The organism is Streptomyces sp. NBC_00239 (assembly GCF_036194065.1).
GTDB lineage: Bacteria > Actinomycetota > Actinomycetes > Streptomycetales > Streptomycetaceae > Streptomyces.
In genome coordinates this window covers 8,180,461-8,196,607 of sequence record NZ_CP108095.1, presented here as the reverse complement: position 1 = coordinate 8,196,607, position 16,147 = coordinate 8,180,461, and the positions used below count along the sequence as shown (strand labels likewise).

13 protein-coding genes are annotated in these 16,147 nt (G+C 69.5%); 6 read left to right on the top strand and 7 right to left on the bottom strand.

The window, feature by feature from the left end; all coding sequences use genetic code 11:
• Positions 1-401: 401 nt before the first annotated feature.
• Positions 402-1,652, bottom strand: coding sequence for an esterase/lipase family protein (locus OG764_RS36235; protein ID WP_328972584.1), 1,251 nt, complete (start codon positions 1,650-1,652; stop codon positions 402-404).
• 753 nt (positions 1,653-2,405) lie between these two features.
• On the opposite strand from OG764_RS36235, the gene ligD reads away from it, so the two are divergent.
• Positions 2,406-2,747, top strand: a complete 342-nt coding sequence (ligD, locus tag OG764_RS41835) for a non-homologous end-joining DNA ligase LigD (protein WP_443056155.1) — start codon at positions 2,406-2,408, stop codon at positions 2,745-2,747.
• On the opposite strand, the gene OG764_RS36225 is transcribed toward ligD, so the two are convergent.
• From OG764_RS36225 to OG764_RS36210, 4 genes are all read right to left on the bottom strand, one after another.
• The gene (locus tag OG764_RS36225) at positions 2,716-3,699 is read right to left on the bottom strand and encodes an alpha/beta fold hydrolase (protein ID WP_328972583.1); all 984 of its coding nucleotides are present in this window, start codon (positions 3,697-3,699) and stop codon (positions 2,716-2,718) included. The two genes, ligD and OG764_RS36225, sit on opposite strands and share 32 nt — an antisense overlap.
• A gap of 1,545 nt (positions 3,700-5,244) precedes the next feature.
• Positions 5,245-6,336 (bottom strand): polyprenyl synthetase family protein, encoded by a 1,092-nt coding sequence (locus OG764_RS36220; RefSeq protein ID WP_328972582.1) that lies wholly within the window; start codon positions 6,334-6,336, stop codon positions 5,245-5,247.
• 494 nt (positions 6,337-6,830) lie between these two features.
• Positions 6,831-7,562 carry a DUF7873 family protein gene (locus OG764_RS36215; protein ID WP_006376607.1) on the bottom strand — a complete coding sequence of 244 codons (732 nt, stop codon included), beginning with the start codon at positions 7,560-7,562 and terminating at the stop codon, positions 6,831-6,833.
• A 219-nt stretch (positions 7,563-7,781) separates the two neighbouring features.
• Entirely contained in the window at positions 7,782-8,636 is an 855-nt protein-coding gene (locus OG764_RS36210) for a hypothetical protein (protein ID WP_328972581.1), read from the bottom strand.
• Positions 8,637-9,061: 425 nt separating this feature from the next.
• On the opposite strand from OG764_RS36210, the gene OG764_RS36205 reads away from it, so the two are divergent.
• Positions 9,062-9,802, top strand: coding sequence for a class I SAM-dependent methyltransferase (locus OG764_RS36205; protein WP_328972580.1), 741 nt, complete (start codon positions 9,062-9,064; stop codon positions 9,800-9,802).
• Between the two features lie 671 nt (positions 9,803-10,473).
• On the opposite strand, the gene OG764_RS36200 is transcribed toward OG764_RS36205, so the two are convergent.
• Entirely contained in the window at positions 10,474-11,214 is a 741-nt protein-coding gene (locus tag OG764_RS36200) for an SDR family NAD(P)-dependent oxidoreductase (RefSeq protein ID WP_328972579.1), read from the bottom strand.
• Between the two features lie 105 nt (positions 11,215-11,319).
• Positions 11,320-12,282 (bottom strand): prolyl aminopeptidase, encoded by a 963-nt coding sequence (pip, locus tag OG764_RS36195; RefSeq protein ID WP_328972578.1) that lies wholly within the window; start codon positions 12,280-12,282, stop codon positions 11,320-11,322.
• Between the two features lie 422 nt (positions 12,283-12,704).
• On the opposite strand from pip, the gene OG764_RS36190 reads away from it, so the two are divergent.
• From OG764_RS36190 to OG764_RS36175, 4 genes are all read left to right on the top strand, one after another.
• Complete coding sequence (locus tag OG764_RS36190; RefSeq protein ID WP_328972577.1) at positions 12,705-13,376, top strand: formylglycine-generating enzyme family protein; 672 nt, start codon at positions 12,705-12,707, stop codon at positions 13,374-13,376.
• 397 nt (positions 13,377-13,773) lie between these two features.
• Complete coding sequence (locus OG764_RS36185; RefSeq protein WP_328972576.1) at positions 13,774-14,433, top strand: hypothetical protein; 660 nt, start codon at positions 13,774-13,776, stop codon at positions 14,431-14,433.
• Positions 14,434-14,496: 63 nt separating this feature from the next.
• Positions 14,497-15,120, top strand: a complete 624-nt coding sequence (locus OG764_RS36180) for a flavodoxin family protein (RefSeq protein WP_328972575.1) — start codon at positions 14,497-14,499, stop codon at positions 15,118-15,120.
• 41 nt (positions 15,121-15,161) lie between these two features.
• Positions 15,162-16,055, top strand: coding sequence for an SDR family oxidoreductase (locus OG764_RS36175; RefSeq protein ID WP_328972574.1), 894 nt, complete (start codon positions 15,162-15,164; stop codon positions 16,053-16,055).
• Positions 16,056-16,147: the final 92 nt, after the last annotated feature.

The following is a 16,147-nucleotide window of genomic DNA, read 5'->3' as shown; positions in this document are numbered from 1 at the left end:
CCGGTCGGGTCCGTGGTGAGAGCTGGGCTGGGGATCTCCGCCTGACCTCAATGTGACGATCTTGGTGTGGCTGGTGCGATCACGGCGCCGGAGCCGCCCTGGCCAGGCCCGGCGCGCCGGGCAACTCAGGCAGGCGGTGACGGTGAGCTGCTCGTGGCGCGCGGTGGACGAGACAGTGAGGCCCGCCCGAGACCACAAGGAGGGCGGCAAGACCCCCAAGCGATCACTCGCGGACGCCGCAGCTGAGACACCGTCGTGCCCGCCCAGAGATGGCGGATTCCGGTGGTCGTCGCAACACGTGACCACGGGATCCGCTGTGGCGGCGTCGGTGCATTGAAGGGGCCTGCGGCCGTCAGGCCGGCAGGCCCCTTCAGACTGTGTATGCGCGTCCCGGCTGCCGGTTACGCGTCCTTGAGCTTGGTCACGATCCATTCGCCGAGTTCTCGGGTCAGGACGGTGTGGCCTTCGTTGGTGGTGGCGCAGCGGAAGTCGTGGAGGTAGCTGTCCTCGGCGTCGATCTTGCGGTAGAGGGCGTCGTTGTTGTCGATGTCGGCGGCCGCGACGGCGCTGATGGTGGGGACGAAACAGGAGGCGTTGTATACGGGTTGCGTGGCGGCTTCGTTGAGAAGGTTGGCCAGCATGTTGGCCACGCCGAAGTTGGAGGCGCCGCCGAGGAGCTCGGGGAAGAGACCGCCGGGAGCGCCGTCGATTTCGGGGAAGCCTGTGGTGTTGATCGAGACCTGGTCCGGCCCCTGCATCTCGGCGACGGTCTTGCGTCCCTCGCCCTGGGTACGCAGCTGCGCGACGACCACCGGTCCGGGGGCGTCCATCGCGGGGCTGTCGGCGGGGATGTTGTTTCCGGCGCCGGTGCCCGTTCCGTTGGCGACGCCGAGCAGGCGGGGGATCTGGGGCCAGTCGCCCATCCGCTCCAGTGCGTCCAGGAACTCGGTCCGTGCCTTGTCCTGGCCGGCGGCGACGTCGAGGGTGGTGTCGGTTGCGGTGTCGAGGTGCCAGCGCAGCATCTCGCGTGCGGCGGGGCTGTTGATCAGGTCGGAGTAGAGGTTGTAGAGCTGCTTGCCTTCGCCTCCCCAGTGTTCCTTCACGTAGTGGGCGAACGCCTGGACCCCCAGGGGCAGCCACGCGCCGCGGTGCGGAGTGTCGTAGGAGAGGTAGGTGGCGGTCTCGTGGTTCATCCGCTGGCGCTCCAGCTTGGCCAGGGCGTAGCGGGTGACCAGGCCTCCCATGCTGAAGCCGCCCACCGTCAGCGGGGCGTCGCCTTCACGCTCGGCGATCGTCCGCATGATGCACTGGATGGCGACCTCGGCATTGTCGAGGACGGACGCGGTGCGGTCGGCGAAGCCCAGCACAATGACGTCGAAGCCGGCCTGACGCAGGTTGGAGACGAACGGGTACTCACCCTTCTCCAAGCCGTCGTACAGGTGGTCGATGTCGGTTCCTCCCGGAGCGAAGCCGTCGGCGAGGATCACCGGCCGGTTGAGGACACCCTCGCCGGGTGACCTGTAGAAGACCCAGGCGGTTCCGCTGACGTTCCTGGTGCTCAGATCCCACTTGGTGTCCCAGGGGGCGGGCTGCACGGCGGCGAGTTCAGACCCCGGAGGGGTACCCCAGATGTTGACGACAGGCTTGGACATACTTCGACGTCTCCTTCGTGTCGCGGCGATCATGCCGAACACAGCCATCGTCCCGACGCGAGCACCCGCGTCCCACCCGAATCCGGGGAGATCACTCTCATGCGCATGAAACGGCTCGATTCATACCTCCCAGGCACGAAACGGCTCGATTCATACCTCCCGCGCGCCTCTCGCACGCGGGCGCACCATAGCCAGAACGCCGACGTGACGAGGCGAAGGGGTCAACGTGATGCCGTCACGCGACCGCGCAAGATCACCCGACCGCACAGGCAACGCTGTGGCGGCTCCCTGAACGAGCTGCACGGCCATGCACCTCGGCCAGATCGGTCGACCTTCCCCGAGAAAGGACAACTCGGCCGCGGTTGAGCGCGGTACCCGGCCACGGTGGCCGGGTAACGCGCTCAGTTGGCAGAAGCGTGATGCTCCTCCACTGAAGCGGGTAGTCGTAGGTCTTAAGTACGGATTCCAGCCCACGTACGCCCCGGGGCTGGATCACGAGCGCTGCCACGTAGGTCGCCAGGAGGTTCCCGTCGGTGTCCCGGACAGCGAGCTGTTCGGGGAGCACGGTGCCCGACCTGACCGTCAGCAGGGGGCGCCCTCCTGGTCCTCCAGGGCCAAGGCGGCCTTGTCCGCGGGATTCACCTCGGACGCCGGGATCACCAGGACGCCACTCTCGTCCGGTGTACTGGTGGGCGGCACTACACGGGTGCCGTCGGGGGCCAGTGCGGTCAGTTCGGTTCGGGCGGCCGCGTAGTGGACCTGCTGGTCGGTGACGGACCGGAGCGCGACGTCGATCAGACCGCCGTCGCCCCCTACGCCGTCCGCGCCCGCTCCGGCGCCCCCGTCGCGGCCCCGCTGGCCTGGAGCGATCTCGACGACCCTTGCGCCGAAGCGGAAGGGCTGTTTGGAGAATCCCGACCCGGGACCTACGAATTGTTCGGCTGGGTTCCACAAGCAGAAGTGGGCGGCTGGGTCGGCAACCGGGTGGGGCTGGTGCCGGACGATGAGCGCGGGGCGGCCCCGGGATGCCGTGGCGTCCCGGGGCCGTACGAGGGCAGGTGGGTCAGCCGTCGATGGCCGCGAGCCACTCGGTGAGGAGCGTGCTGATCTCGCCCGGGCGTTCCTGCTGGAGCCAGTGGCCGGCGCCGTCGAGGATGTGGGTGGCATGGATGTTCGGCAAGGTGTGCTCGAACGCTTTGACGACGTCGATCTGCATCATGACGGTGGCGTCCAGGGCACCGCCGATGAACAGCGACGGCTGGGTGATCGGGGCCCCCGCATACGGCTGGAGGTCTTCCCAGTCCTGGTCGAAGTTGCGGTAGCGGTTCAGCCCGCCGACCAGTCCGGTGCGCTCGAACTCGCCCGCGTACACGTCGAGGTCGGCGTCCGAGAGCCATCCGGGCTGCGTCCTGGGGAAGCGCTCGCGCATCCGGTGGCCATGGGGGACCAACACGACCGGGGGCTCGGTCGGGCCGGCCATCGTGTCGGGGGACATGGAGGCGTAGAAACCGCGCAGCCAGCCCCGTACGTCGGGCTCGATCTCCGCCTCGACGCGGCCGGGCTCCTGGAAGTACGCCACGTAGAAGTCGTGCCCGGGGGGCGCCAGTTGGGCGAACACCTCACTCGGCTTCGGCCCGCCCGCCGGCGCGTAGGGGACGGACATCAGGGCGACGGCGCGGAAGGTGTCCGGGGCGAGGAGCGCGGAGTTCGCGGCGATGACCGCGCCCCAGTCGTGGCCCACGACCACGGCCTGCTCCTCGCCGAGGGCCTTGACCACGGCGACGTTGTCCGCGACCAGGTCCCCGATGCGGTAGCCGGACACGTCGGCGGGCTTGGAGGAGCGGCCGTAGCCGCGCACGTCGATCGCGACGGCCCGGTATCCGGCCGCGGCCAGCGCAGGGAGCTGGTGGCGCCAGGAATACCAGGACTCCGGGAAACCGTGCAGCAGCAGGACCAGCGGGCCGGCGCCCTGCTCGACCAGGTGAATCCGGCCGGCGGGGCCCTCGACGGTGCGGTGGACGGGTTCGGTGGTGACGCTGTTCGCCATGAGGATCATCCTCCAACGGTGATGTGACACAAGGCAGTCAAGCCGGTGCGCCAGGTACTCGCCATGGCCGGCAGGTGCGGAAGGCCGCTCGGATGCGCGCTACCGCCGCCCTTCGGCCACACCTCGCTTCAGGTATCTGGACGGAGCGTACGAGTGCCGCCGCCGGGCCGGCGGACGACCCGGACGGCACCGCGTGCGGGACTCCGGCCGGCAGTGTCCCCCTCACGGGAAAGCAGGTGTCGGCGGTTGTCGTAGCGCTCCTGAGCGGCCACCAGGACGGCGCGGCGGACCTCGGCGGGCGGCGGGCGGGCGGCGACGGTCACCGCCGGGTCCGCGTCGAGGGTTCGGCGATGCGACTGGGGAGCAGCTCCCCGGGAACGATGTCGTCGCCGGAGCCTTCGGCCGACCGGTCGGAGCGCTCATCGTGCCGCGGGCAGTGCCGCAAGCACGCACCACGGCACGCGGCCAGCGCTCGACACCGCCGCCTTCCAGCGAGCTGCCCACGGGTGAGCTGCACGCCGCCCTGACCGCCGGTCTCGGTGATCTGGCCTGCGCCGGCTGATGGCCGCCAGCAGCGCGCCACGGGCTTCGGTCACAGCCGGCGCCTGCGTCACGGTGATCGTCGCGGGGGTCTGCTGCCATTCCTCGTTGGCGGTGTTGGGCTGCTCTTCACTACCGGTGGGAAGGTCAGCCACGGCTTCGTGGTCCGCCGATCCCGTTTTCTTGACGGGGCGAACATGGACGACGTGAGCGGGTCTGCCACCGCTGTCGGGGCGCTCATGCTGCCGACAGGACGAACGGACAGCCGTGACGAGGCCCGGCCGTGGTGACTACAGGCCAGGGCCGGGCCCCGTTCTCATGGCGGAGCCACCGCGGCTCACTCCCCCACCCTCACACGCACCCCGCCGGCCTGCACACGCCACAAGGCGAACGAGTGACGGGTGCCGCAGCACGCGTGACAGCCGCCGGCCAACCCCTCCCGACTCGCGGGCGAGGGCAGCGGCGCTCGCGGCGATCGATGAGGGCTGGAACCCGCCGAGCTCGGGTGGACGGTGGACTGGCAGGCACGTGCCGGCGCCCCGCTCGTGTGGAACACGGGCTACGTGACCGTCGCCTAAGGTCGAAGGCCGGGGATCCAGCAGACCGGGCTCAAGGCGATCACCCAGAACAGCCCCGGCGTACCCGGCGTCGCCGAGATCAACGACGAGTTCGGTGTGGCGATGGCCAACGGCGACTTCAACGGGGACGGTTACGCGGATCTCGCCGTGGGCGCCGCGCCGGAGAAGGCCGGAGCGAACTGGGGGCCGGGAAGGTCACCCTGCTGTGGGGCGGACCGTCCGGCCTCAAGAGCGGGGCGAGCGTGCCGGACAACGCGCCGGTGGCAGCCACGGCACCGTCCCGGACGCTCCTGGCCCCCGCGGACCCGACGATCACCGACCACACCCGCTTCGGCCACTTCACCTGCTGACACGCCCCCTCGAGAAGGGAAAGGCGTAGGGCCAGCCGACGGCCCAGCCCCGGCGGAGGCACCTGTCCGGTCACTGGTCAGGGCATGATGCGTTCCGCGCTCCACACGGGCAGGCGCTCGAAGAACGTGACCGCCTCCTCCCGCCAGCGGGGGCGCCAGGTGGCGGCCTCGGCGGCTGCCAGCTGTGCGTAGTGCTGCACGTCTTCCCGGATCTTCTTCTGCACCCCGCGGCGCAGGGCGATCTCACGGATGGTGTCGATCGTTTCCGGTGAGCAGGCCCCATCGCCGAGTGCCGCTTCCACCATGGCGCGCTCGGGCCCGGAGGCGGCTGCCAGGAGGGTGCTGACGGTGTAGTTGCGCCGCCCTTCGCGGATGTCGCCTCCGGTCGGCTTCCCCATGGCCCTCGCGTCGCCGAACAGGTCCTGGTAGTCGTCGCACATCTGTCCGCTGATGCCGACCAGCCGGGCGTAGCGGCGCAGTTCCTTCTCGAAGGGGGCCGGGTCCTCGCCCGCGGCGATCAGCCCCAGTCGCAGGGGGGCCAGAGCGGAGTAGCGGGCGGACTTGTATTCGGCGACGTCGTGCAGCACGTCCTGGGTGGGGACGGGGGTGAAGTCCCGTTCGATGTCGGTGATCTGGCCCACGAAGGTGTCCGTGGCCGCTTTCAGCTGTGCCTCGACCATGGCCTGGCGCACCGGGAGGGGGGCCTTGGAGTCAAGGAGGACCTGGAGGCACAGCCCGAAGGCGAGGTCGCCCGCGAGCACGGCAAGCCCGAGAGCCGTCTTGGGCTGGTCGGGGAACCGCTCACGGTAGGCGTAGTAGGTCGAGGGCCCGCCCCGGCGGGTGGGACTGTCGTCGATGATGTCGTCGTGGATCAGGCCGTGGGTCTGGAGCAGCTCGATGCTCAGCGCGGCCGCGTCCAGCCCTTCGACCGGATCGGACGTCACCAGGCGCGCGGCCTCGAAGAGGAGCGCCACGCGCGTCCGCTTGCCCCCGCGCAGGGACAGATCCCGCACCAGGGCCAGGCACTCGGGCGTGAACCTGCTGAAGGCCGGAGCGTCCAACGTGGCGGTCAGGCTCCGGAAGTACTCGTCGAAGAGCGCCCCGAACCGGTCCTCGTAGCCGACAAGACGAGCCCGGACCTGCCGGGTGAGGACGGCCGTGTCAGTCACAAGGGAACTCCTGTCGGTCGGGGAGACAGACGCGCAGCGAAATCCCGTGCGCGCCGCTCGGGCAGAGCAGGGCAGCTCGGAAGTGAGGCCGCGGGCCGGAACGTGACGGAGCCCGGGAGCATGTCCAGCTCCCGGGCTCCAGCTTGCCACCCATTTGCGCACACCGGCGGCGTTTAAGAACCGCGGGTCACGTTGAGATCGACGTGTTCTGCCTTTGAACTACAGCGCCACGAGAGAGGCGCCGAGGGGACTTGAACCCCCATCCGTCGATGTTCGCCCACGTTCGGTCGATCCGGTGTTCGGCGGCGAATACTGAGACTGGAGCGAGAATCTGAGTTTCACGGGGCCGCCTCTGCCAGGCTTGGGCCACCCCCGCACGTGGTGCGGGGGGAGGGATTCGAACCCCCAACTGACACCCCTTGATCAGCTTCAACATCAGTTTCAGCTTGCGCTCATCGCGCACCCTCCGCTCGCGACGGAGGGCGTATGTGGGGCTACCGGAAGAGGTAGCCGAAGACCGCGTCGCCGACCCGCTGGTCGGTGACCTCGGTGTTGTTCGCCTCCTCGCGGGCGAACTTGACGGACTGCTGGAGCTTCTCGACGCGGTCGAGGAGCTCGTTGACCCGCCGGGCGGGCAGCGCGCCGGAGAACTTCACCGTGGTCCAGTAACCGACCGGGACGTCCTCGTAGTACACCTCGACCTGCGCCGGGTGCTTCTCCGTGGCCTCGGCCTTCACGTGGTTGCGCGGAACCTTCTTCGTGCGGATGGTCCGCACCGGGTCCGTCTTCCACGAGTCCGTCGAGGGGTCCAGGTTCCACGACTCGGAGGCGTCGAGCACCGGCAGCTTGCGCACGAAGGTGTGCAGGTCGGTGAGTTGCTTCTCCAGGAACAGCAGGTACGGGACGGGCACCTGCGGCAACAGCACCGTACCGTCGACCACCACGTCCGCGACCGCGGACCGGTTCGCCCAGTCCTTCGTCGCGGTCACGTCGAAGAGCCGCGTCAGCGTCCCGGCGGTCGCCCGCAGGGCGTCCTCGGCCTTGATCTGCACGCGCGTGGACTCGGGCGGCAGCTGCTCGCCCTCCTCGTCCTTGGGCTGGTAGGTCCGGGAGATGCCGGCCAGCAGGGCGGGCTTCTGCACGTCCTGGTGAGCCTGAGTGAGCTCCTGGAGGGCCTTGGACTTGACGCCCTTTTCGACTGCGATGATCTGATTCAGCTTCGGCACACGGCGAACCTAACAACCCTGCGCCGCACGCACATCCGATTTAATGCGTGCCCCGTCCCGTCCGGCCGCGAGGACGGGGCGGCGAATGTCGGCCCGGACCGGGGCGCGGAGGCCGCCGGCCGCAAGGAGGCCTCCCGGCCGACGGCCCCAGAGGCCGCCTTCTCCCCCGTCGTGTTCCCGCTCTGGCCGTGCAGCGCGGTGGTGGACCGTCGGTCGGCGTCAGCGGGAGCGTACTGCCGTGACGGTGAAGCGCTCGACTTCCGTCAGGTGGCCGCCGGTGGAGGCCACGATGGTCAGGACCGGGTCGGTGGGGCGGGTGTACGAGACGGTCGCGGTCCAGGGCTGGTCCGAGCCGCCGGCCGGGGTGCAGCAGGCGGTGCCCAGTGGCCGCGCCGACGACGGCTGGCGCACCTGCACCCTGATGCTCTCGTCCACGCCGGTGATCCGTCCGCCGACCCGGATCGGGGAGCGTGCCAGGGCGCCGTACGCGGGCACGGTCAGCGTGAACGTCGTGTCGTCGGTGCCCACCACCTCCCAGGGGGCGTCCGGTCCCGTTCCGTACCGCACCAGGTGGATGACCGCCGCAGTGCTGCGACGGGCCTCCTCGGGAGCGCTCGGGCCGACGCCTATCCGGGCATGCCGGCCGCTCACGGAGCGCGAGGAGATCCGGCCGATCTCCCCGAAGCCCAGGTAGCCCTGGACGAAGGCCAGCGCGGTCCGGTCCGCGTCCAGGTGCCACGGCTGGTGGCCGCCTTCACGGTAGGACCGCTGCCAGTCCTGCACCTGCGCGGGCGTGGTGAACGGCCACAGCGGCTGGAGACCCGCCCCGAGGGCCGGTTCGGACGCTCCGGGTGCCGAGGTGGCAGGGGCGGGAGCAGGGCGGGTCGAGGTGGGCGCGGTGGGCTCGGAGACCGCCGACGGGGAGCCGGAGGGCGTACGGACTGTGCCGGTCGGCTGGCCGGTGGGCGCCGGGCGCTCCGGGGCGCCGTCGTCGCAGCCTGTCAGCAGCAGCCCGGTGATCGCCGCCGCGGTGAGGAACCGATGGGGCCGGGTGGGCCGGAGCCTGATGTTCATGGGGACTCCAGGACGGTGACGCCGGACGAGCACACCCCCACGCTGGCGGGTACCGCCGGTGGCGTCATGGTCCCACCGGACCGCTCCGCTGGGAAGCCGAGGCGCCCGCCCGACCACCGCCGCCAGCCTTCAGGGCCTCACCGGCGCCGTCACCCGGCCCGAAGCGGAACAGCTGCGCGGCGGCGTTCATCGCGCCGGGCAAGGGCCTGGAAGGGGACTGGAACAGAGATGGAAGGGAAACGGAACACGGTGGCTCGTTGAATTCCGCTGCGTACGGGGCTGGTTGGAGGGACCTCCGCACATCGACGGGGGTCGCTTTTTGGATCTTTCGCCAGTACGAGGTCGGTCCGCTGTCGGATGAAACTTCCTCCACGGGCCGCGGCTCATTTCGGAGCCGACGCCACAAATCGAGGGGAACCGCCACGATGAGTGGTCAGCTGTACGACGGTATCGGGGAAGCCTTCGAGGGCTTCAAGACCCTGCCCATCATCCGCTACGCCGAGGTACCGGGCTTCCTCGCCCTGGCGGGCGACGTCACCGGGAAGTCCGTGCTGGACATCGCCTGCGGGACCGGCTTCTACAGCCGCGAGCTCCGCCGCCGCGGTGCGTCCCGGGTCTTCGGGTTCGACATCTCCGGCGCGATGGTCGACGCCGCCGAAGCCATCGAGCAGGCGGACCCCCTCGGCATCGCGTACGAGGTCGGGGACACCGCCACCCTGCGGACCTTCGAGGAGCCCTTCGACATCGCGGTGGCCGTGCAGGCGTTCAACTACGCGAACGACGTGGCCGAGATCGAGCAGATGATGCGCAACATCCGGCGCAGCCTCAACCCCGGCGGATCGTTCTTCCTCTTCGTGCAGAGCCCGGACTTCGACTTCGACGGCCCGTCGCTGGCCAAGTACGGCTTCCTGTGCGAGTCGACCGGCAAGGACAACGAGATCGGCAGGGGGATCCGCCTCACGGCCCTGCTGGAGCCGCCGGTGTCGTTCGAGGCCACCGTGCCGTCCCGGGAGACGTACGAGAAGACGCTGACGGCGGCCGGGTTCACCGCGGTCGAGTGGGTTCGCCTGGACGTATCGGAGGCCGGCGTGCAGGAGTTCGGCGAGGAGTACTGGCAGGACTACGCCGGGAACCGCCCGCTGACCATGATCCGCTGTACCGCCTGACCGGTCCGCTCCGGCAGCACCGGAAGCGTCCCAGGTGACAGCACCGTGCCCGCGGCCGACCTGCGAGAGAGCAGCCTCGCTCCTCACCCGGGAACTGCCGTGGCCCGGCTTTCACTTGCCGGTCCCGTGTGGAATGCCTCCGGGCGGGCACAAGCGGCACATGATCCTGATGCTGCTGCTCCTGCTGCCCCTGGGGCTGGCCCTCGTGCTCCTCGCGACCGCCGAACCCCCGCACCACGGCCGGCACCGCAACACCTCTTGACACCATCGCCTCTGGCACAGAGGTCACGGGACACGCGAAAGGCCCCGGTCTCCTCAAGGGAGGCCGGGGCCTTGACCGAGCGCTGGGCAGGCCTTGCACCTGCATCCCCCCACGGGAAGTGGGGTGCCTTTCCTTGGACCACCAACGCATGCCCCGCCATCCGGAATTCCGGCCGCGGGAACAAGATCAACCATACGCCATGGATCGCCCTGCCGGCGCCAAGGCAGATACACGGGCGCGCGAGGAGCTGACTGGGGGCCGGCGACGGGAAGTCGACGCGCCCGCGCCGTCACATCCCCACGGTCGCCAGCCGACTCGTCCACGCCACGGCGGCCACCACCGACAGCCGCACAACGTCGCCGGCCACCCTCGCCGGCGACAGACTCTGCCTGATCGGCGACTCTGGGCTTCAGGTCAGATTCAGTCCGCCGTCGAGCACGATGACCTCGCCGGTGAGATAGGCGCTGGCGATCACCGTCGCCACCAGGTCGGCCACGTCGGCAGGCTGGGCCGGGCGGCGCATGGGCGCACGGTCCCGCCACAGCTCGTGCGCCTGAGCCCAGTCCTTCGTCATCGGCGTGTCCACCAGCCCCGGCGCCACCGCGTTGACCCGCACCTCGGGCCCGAGCGCAGCCGCCAGCAGCCGGGTCACGTGATTCAGAGCGGCCTTGCTCGCCGCATACGGCACCGACGAGCCCTTGGGGCGCACCCCGGCGTGGCTGGTGACGTTCACGATGCTGCCGCCCACAGGGGATCGACGAAGAGCCGGAAGTGCCGCCGTGCACAGCACCCACGGTGCGATCAGGTTGACCTCCAGCAGCTGCCGCCAGTCCGCCGGTGTCGCCGCGGCCAGATCGTCGTGCGGGATCGGCCAGCTGATGCCCGCGTTGTTCACCAGCACATCCAGCCGCCCGAAACGGTCGAGTGCCGCCTCGACCAGCCCTCGGGCCTCTTCCTCCACCGCCAGATCCGCCCGCACGTACGCGCCGCCGAGCTCCGCCGCCAGCGCCTCCCCGGCCTCCGCACTGCGCCGCGAGTGCACGACGACCCGCATCCCGTCCGCAGCCAGCCTCCGCGCGACGGCCTCCCCGATCCCCGACGTGGACCCGCTGATCAGGGCAACGGGCCGATCCGCTCGTTCAATCCTCATGCCCGCGCATCCTGTCACGGCTCCTCTGTGACAGGTCGGCGGGTATGGCTGGCGCAATCGGTGACCCGGATGCGTCGATGCCTCGGCGGAGGTCGCGGTCTGGTTTCATCCCTGGCGAGCGAATTGGTCGAGGGCCTTGAGCACATGGGCGCGGGTCGTGTCGCTGCCCAGGTGGCCTGCGTTGCCGACGACGGTCAGCTCGGCATCGGGCCAGGCGCGGGCGAGTTCCCATGCGGTGTCGAGCGGGCCGGCCAGGTCGAGTCTGCCGTGGACCAGCACACCCGGGATACCGGCCAGGCGGTGCGCATCGCGCAGGAGAGCGCCTTCCTCCAGCCAGGCGCCGTGGGAGAAGTAGTGCGAGCAGATGCGGACCAGGGCCAGTTGTGCCGCCGGGGGGCGGTCGCCGTACGGATGGGAGGCGCCGTTCGTCTCCCCGGACAGGACCGCGTCCTCCCAGGCGCACCAGTCGGCCGTGGCCTTCTCCCGTACCGCGTCATCCGGATGTTCCATCAGCCGGGCGTAGGCCGCGACGATGTCACCGTCCCGTGGTGTGCCGCCGGCTCCCGCTAGGAAGCGTTCCCACTGCTCGGGGAAGAACCGGCCCGCACCTCGGTAGAGCCAGTCGATCTCGGAGCGCCGGGTGGTGGTGACGGCGGCGATGACGATCTCCGACACCCGCTCCGGGTGAGCCTCGGCGTAGGCCAGGATCAGCGTGGATCCCCACGAGCCTCCATAGAGCAGCCAGCGGTCGATCCCCAGGTGATTGCGAAGCCGCTCCATGTCGGCGATCAGGTGCCGGGTGGTGTTGTGGCGCATGTCGGTCGTGGGTTCGCTTGCGTGGGGGGTGCTGCGGCCACAGCCGCGCTGATCGAACAAGACGACCCGGTAGCGGTCCGGGTCGAAGTATTGGCGTGCCCCGGTCCCGCATCCGGATCCCGGTCCGCCGTGGACGACGAGTGCCGGCTTGCCGTCCGGGTTCCCGCAGACCTCCCAGTACACGAGGTTGCCCTCGCCGACGTCGAGCATCCCCTGCTCGTACGGCTCAACCGGCGGGTACAACTCGCCCATTTTCCAGACCTCCTGGCAACCAGATCCAACACGAACAAGGTCTTGTAGTAGACAACATGGCCGCCTGCCACGCCGAGTTCAGCCGCGATCCGGACCTCCTGCACCCGAAGCTCCTCCGCCCGCGCCCGGGCAGCGGCCTTCCGTTCCTGCATCGGCCCCTTCACCGATGCCACTGGTCATCTCCACATCGCCGACAGCCGAGAACGAACTGAACGTCCGAACTCTCCCGCGGCGACACCGAAACCATGCCTGAGCAGCGGAAACTCAACCATCACATCCGGGAAGACAACGGCTTCTGAGGCGCGTGCTCGCCAAGAGTCTTACTTGGTCTGGTCCCAGACGCTTGGACGACGGTTGCCGTCTCAGTGGAACTGTTCCGGCCCGCCGTGGCGTACTCACAGTCTCGGTAGGATCTCCTGATCATGGACATGGTTGCGGGAAGCGAGATGGTCTCCATCCCGCCGGGGCAGGTAACGCTGTCGGACCGGCGGACACAGTGCAGTTGGCCGGTCGAGGTCGCGCCGTACCAGCTCGGGGCATTCCCCGTCACCCAGGCGTTGTATGCGCAGATCACCGGCCGGCGGCCGAGTGCCGCCCACGGGGACCAGTTGCCCGTTGAGTGCGTTTCCTGGTGGGACGCGGCACGGTTCTGCAACGCACTGTCCCTGCGCGACGGCTTCACACCCGCTTACGACCTCCGTGCCGACAGCGAAGGCATCGAATGGGACGCGTCCGCCGACGGGTACCGGCTGCCGACCGAAGCCGAGTGGGAGTACGCCTGCCGTGCCGGTACGACCGGGCCGCAGTACGGGCCGCTCGACGAGATCGCCTGGTACCGCGGCAACTCGCACGAGCGCATCCACGCCGTGGGCGGAAAGCACCCCAACCCGTGGGGTCTTCACGACATGCTCGGCAATGTCTGGGACTGGTGCTGGGACGTCTACGACGCCGAGGTCTACGGCACCTACCGGGTGCTCCGTGGCGGTGGTTGGTTCGATGAGCACTGGAGTTGCCGGGCTTCTGCACGGCGCCGCAGCCACCCGACATTCCAAGTCGACGACGTAGGGTTCCGCATCGCGCGCTCCATCCTCTGACGACGGGTTCCCGCGCGTCGTAGCAAGCGCCGTCCGCCGCCTCCGCCAACGGACGGCGCACCTCTCATCCGTGATTTGTGACACCGAAGATGGACCGCCGCAGGCCAGCGCGCTGCGTGAACCTTCGCCGAAGCGGGGCGCGGCGCTCTGCCGCTTCCCGAAGCGACTGTCCCGTGTCACGAGAACTTGACCGGCCCCGGTGGTCATCATCAGGGGGGAGGCCGCTGCTGCGGTCTCGCATCCCACTGTCGGGCCGCGCTTCTGACCAGTGGGGTCGGACGGTTGGACAACCCAGCCTGTCGGGTGATCAGGGGCCTCTTCAAGTCCTCCCTCAGCCGGCGCACCCTCCCCCCGCAGGGGGAGGGCAGCCCGCCGTAGCGGTTGATGTGGAGCACCCGTGCCCGAGGCCAGCATGTACGTCATGACGACAGTCGACGCTCCCCTCCCCGCCTTCGCACCCGCGCCTGTCTGGGCTCGCCGCGCCGCCCACGCCATAGCCCTCTGCGCAGTCCCGTCCGGTCTGTGGCGCATCGCCATGGCCTCCGGTGTCTATGTGGGCTACAGCGACCAGGTGCTGCGCGACGTCTTCGGCATCCCGGGTTGGGGCATCGCGTACGTCGTCGGTCTGTCCGTCCTTGCCGAGGTAGCCGCTCTGTTTCCGTTGCTGCTCGTCAGCGACCGGTGGCGGCCGCTGCGCCCCGGGGCCCTCGCCGCGCTGGCCTGGACCGCCTCGGGCGTCCTGCTCCTGGTGGCGTTGTGGCAACTCGTGGTCGCTTTCACCGTCGAAAGCCAGACGTACATGTCGAGCGATACGGCTCTGACCGTCTGGTGGCTCGCTTTCGCCCCGCTGTTCGCCATCCCTGCCTTGATGACCATGGTGACCTGGTCGTATGCAAAACGGCACCGGGAATCTGGCCGACACCTGACAGGGGTGCGAATCGCCCGGCACGACGCACCCGGCGCAGCACCCGCGAGTCCAGGTCACGCAAGCGCTCCACCGTGTTCAGCCGCAGATCAAGCGCAGGGTTCTGTACTCCAAACACGCCCTGCCGACTGAGCCAAAGGGTATGAATGGGACCGCTTGCGACATCAAAGCGGGGTGTGCGGGTAGCCGGACATCATGGACCCCAACAATCACACTCCGCTCCGTGCTGTCGCGCTCGTCTGCACCCTCTCGCCCTCGCCCGCTCCGTCCAGCTCGCAGCTGCTGGCCGAGCAGACGATGGCCGCCCTTGCCGAGCACGGTGTGACGGGCAAGACGATCCGGATCGCCGACCATGACGTGAAGCCCGGTGTGAAGACGGATATGGGCGACGGGGACGCGTGGCCGGAGATCCGCGACACGATCCTGGGCTGCGACATCCTCATCCTGTCGACCCCGATCTGGCTCGGCCACGCTTCCAGCATCGCCCAGCGGGTCCTGGAGCGCCTCGACGCCGAGATCTCGGAAACCGACGACGAAGGCCGCATGCTCACCTACGGCAAGGTCGCCGGCGTGTGCGTGGTCGGCAACGAGGACGGCGCGCACAAGGTCAGCGCCGACCTCTTCCAGGGCCTCAACGACGTCGGCTTCTCCCTCGCCCCGAACGCCGTCACCTACTGGGTCGGCGAAGCCATGCAGGGCACCGACTACCAGGACCTCGAGAAGACCCCCGAGAAGACGGTGGCCACAACAGCCACTCTCGCCGCGAACACCGCCCACCTCGCCCGACGCCTCAAGGCAGCCGCCTACCCGGCGAGCTGACCTACAGCTCGCCTTGTGTGCCCCGTAGACCGGAGAAACGAATGTCGCCCCAGAGAGAACCCCGCGTTCCCGACCCTGTCACCCGCTACCCGCGCCCTCCCTTCCCCGATCAGGATCAGGAACCCCCTGGCTCGACGGAGGAGATGGACCCCCGCCCGGACCACGGCGAGAACTCCTACCAAGGCCACGACGTACTCCTGGACCGGGCGGCCGTCATCACCGGAGGCGACTCCGGAATCGGCCGGGCCGTGTGCCTGGCCTACGCCCGGGAGGGAGCGGACGTCGTCTTCACCCACCTCCCCGAGGAAGCGGAGGAGGCGGCCGAGACCGCACGGCTGGTCGGCGACGCAGGCCGCAAGGCCGTGCCCGTCCAGTGCGACATCCGCGACGAGGAACAGTGCGAGGCCCTGATCAACCGGGCCGTGGACGAGCTGGGGCGCATCGACATCCTCGTCAACAACGCCGCCTACCAGATGTCCCAGCCCGACGGGATCGAGGCCATCACCACGGAGCAGTTCGACCGGGTGATGAAAACCAACCTGTACGGGATGTTCTGGCTCTCCCGCGCGGCCCTCGCCCACATTCCGCGCGGCGGGTCGGTCATCAACACCGCGTCGGTGCAGGGCTACCAGCCCAGCCCGCACCTGCTCGACTACGCGATGACGAAGTCGGCGATCATCTCCTTCACCCACGGGCTGGCGCAGATGGTCGCCGAGCGCGGCATCCGCGTCAACGCTGTCGCCCCCGGGCCGGTCTGGACGCCGCTGATCCCGGCGACCATGCCCGACGTGACGGAGTTCGGCAAGCAGTCGCCCCTGGGCCGCGCGGCCCAGCCGGCGGAGATGGCCCCTGCCTACGTCTTCCTGGCCTCCCCCCAAGCCAGCTACATCACCGGGGAGATCGTCAACGCCACCGGCGGCACGCCCCTCCCCTAACCTGCCGCGCTCGAACGCGCAGGTACCGCGGGCCGCATCAAGGCACTGCTGTTGCCTCCACCACAACGCCGCCGCCCATAAGGAGAACGACC

What these genes read in the sequence shown, in the direction of transcription:
- OG764_RS36235 (WP_328972584.1), bottom strand. Translation starts at nt 1,652, where the DNA reads ATGTCCAAGCCTGTCGTCAACATCTGGGGTACCCCTCCGGGGTCTGAA.
- OG764_RS36225 (WP_328972583.1), bottom strand. Translation starts at nt 3,699, where the DNA reads ATGGCGAACAGCGTCACCACCGAACCCGTCCACCGCACCGTCGAGGGC.
- OG764_RS36210 (WP_328972581.1), bottom strand. Translation starts at nt 8,636, where the DNA reads ATGAACATCAGGCTCCGGCCCACCCGGCCCCATCGGTTCCTCACCGCG.
- OG764_RS36205 (WP_328972580.1), top strand. Translation starts at nt 9,062, where the DNA reads ATGAGTGGTCAGCTGTACGACGGTATCGGGGAAGCCTTCGAGGGCTTC.
- OG764_RS36200 (WP_328972579.1), bottom strand. Translation starts at nt 11,214, where the DNA reads ATGAGGATTGAACGAGCGGATCGGCCCGTTGCCCTGATCAGCGGGTCC.
- pip (WP_328972578.1), bottom strand. Translation starts at nt 12,282, where the DNA reads ATGGGCGAGTTGTACCCGCCGGTTGAGCCGTACGAGCAGGGGATGCTC.
- OG764_RS36190 (WP_328972577.1), top strand. Translation starts at nt 12,705, where the DNA reads ATGGACATGGTTGCGGGAAGCGAGATGGTCTCCATCCCGCCGGGGCAG.
- OG764_RS36180 (WP_328972575.1), top strand. Translation starts at nt 14,497, where the DNA reads ATGGACCCCAACAATCACACTCCGCTCCGTGCTGTCGCGCTCGTCTGC.
- OG764_RS36175 (WP_328972574.1), top strand. Translation starts at nt 15,162, where the DNA reads ATGTCGCCCCAGAGAGAACCCCGCGTTCCCGACCCTGTCACCCGCTAC.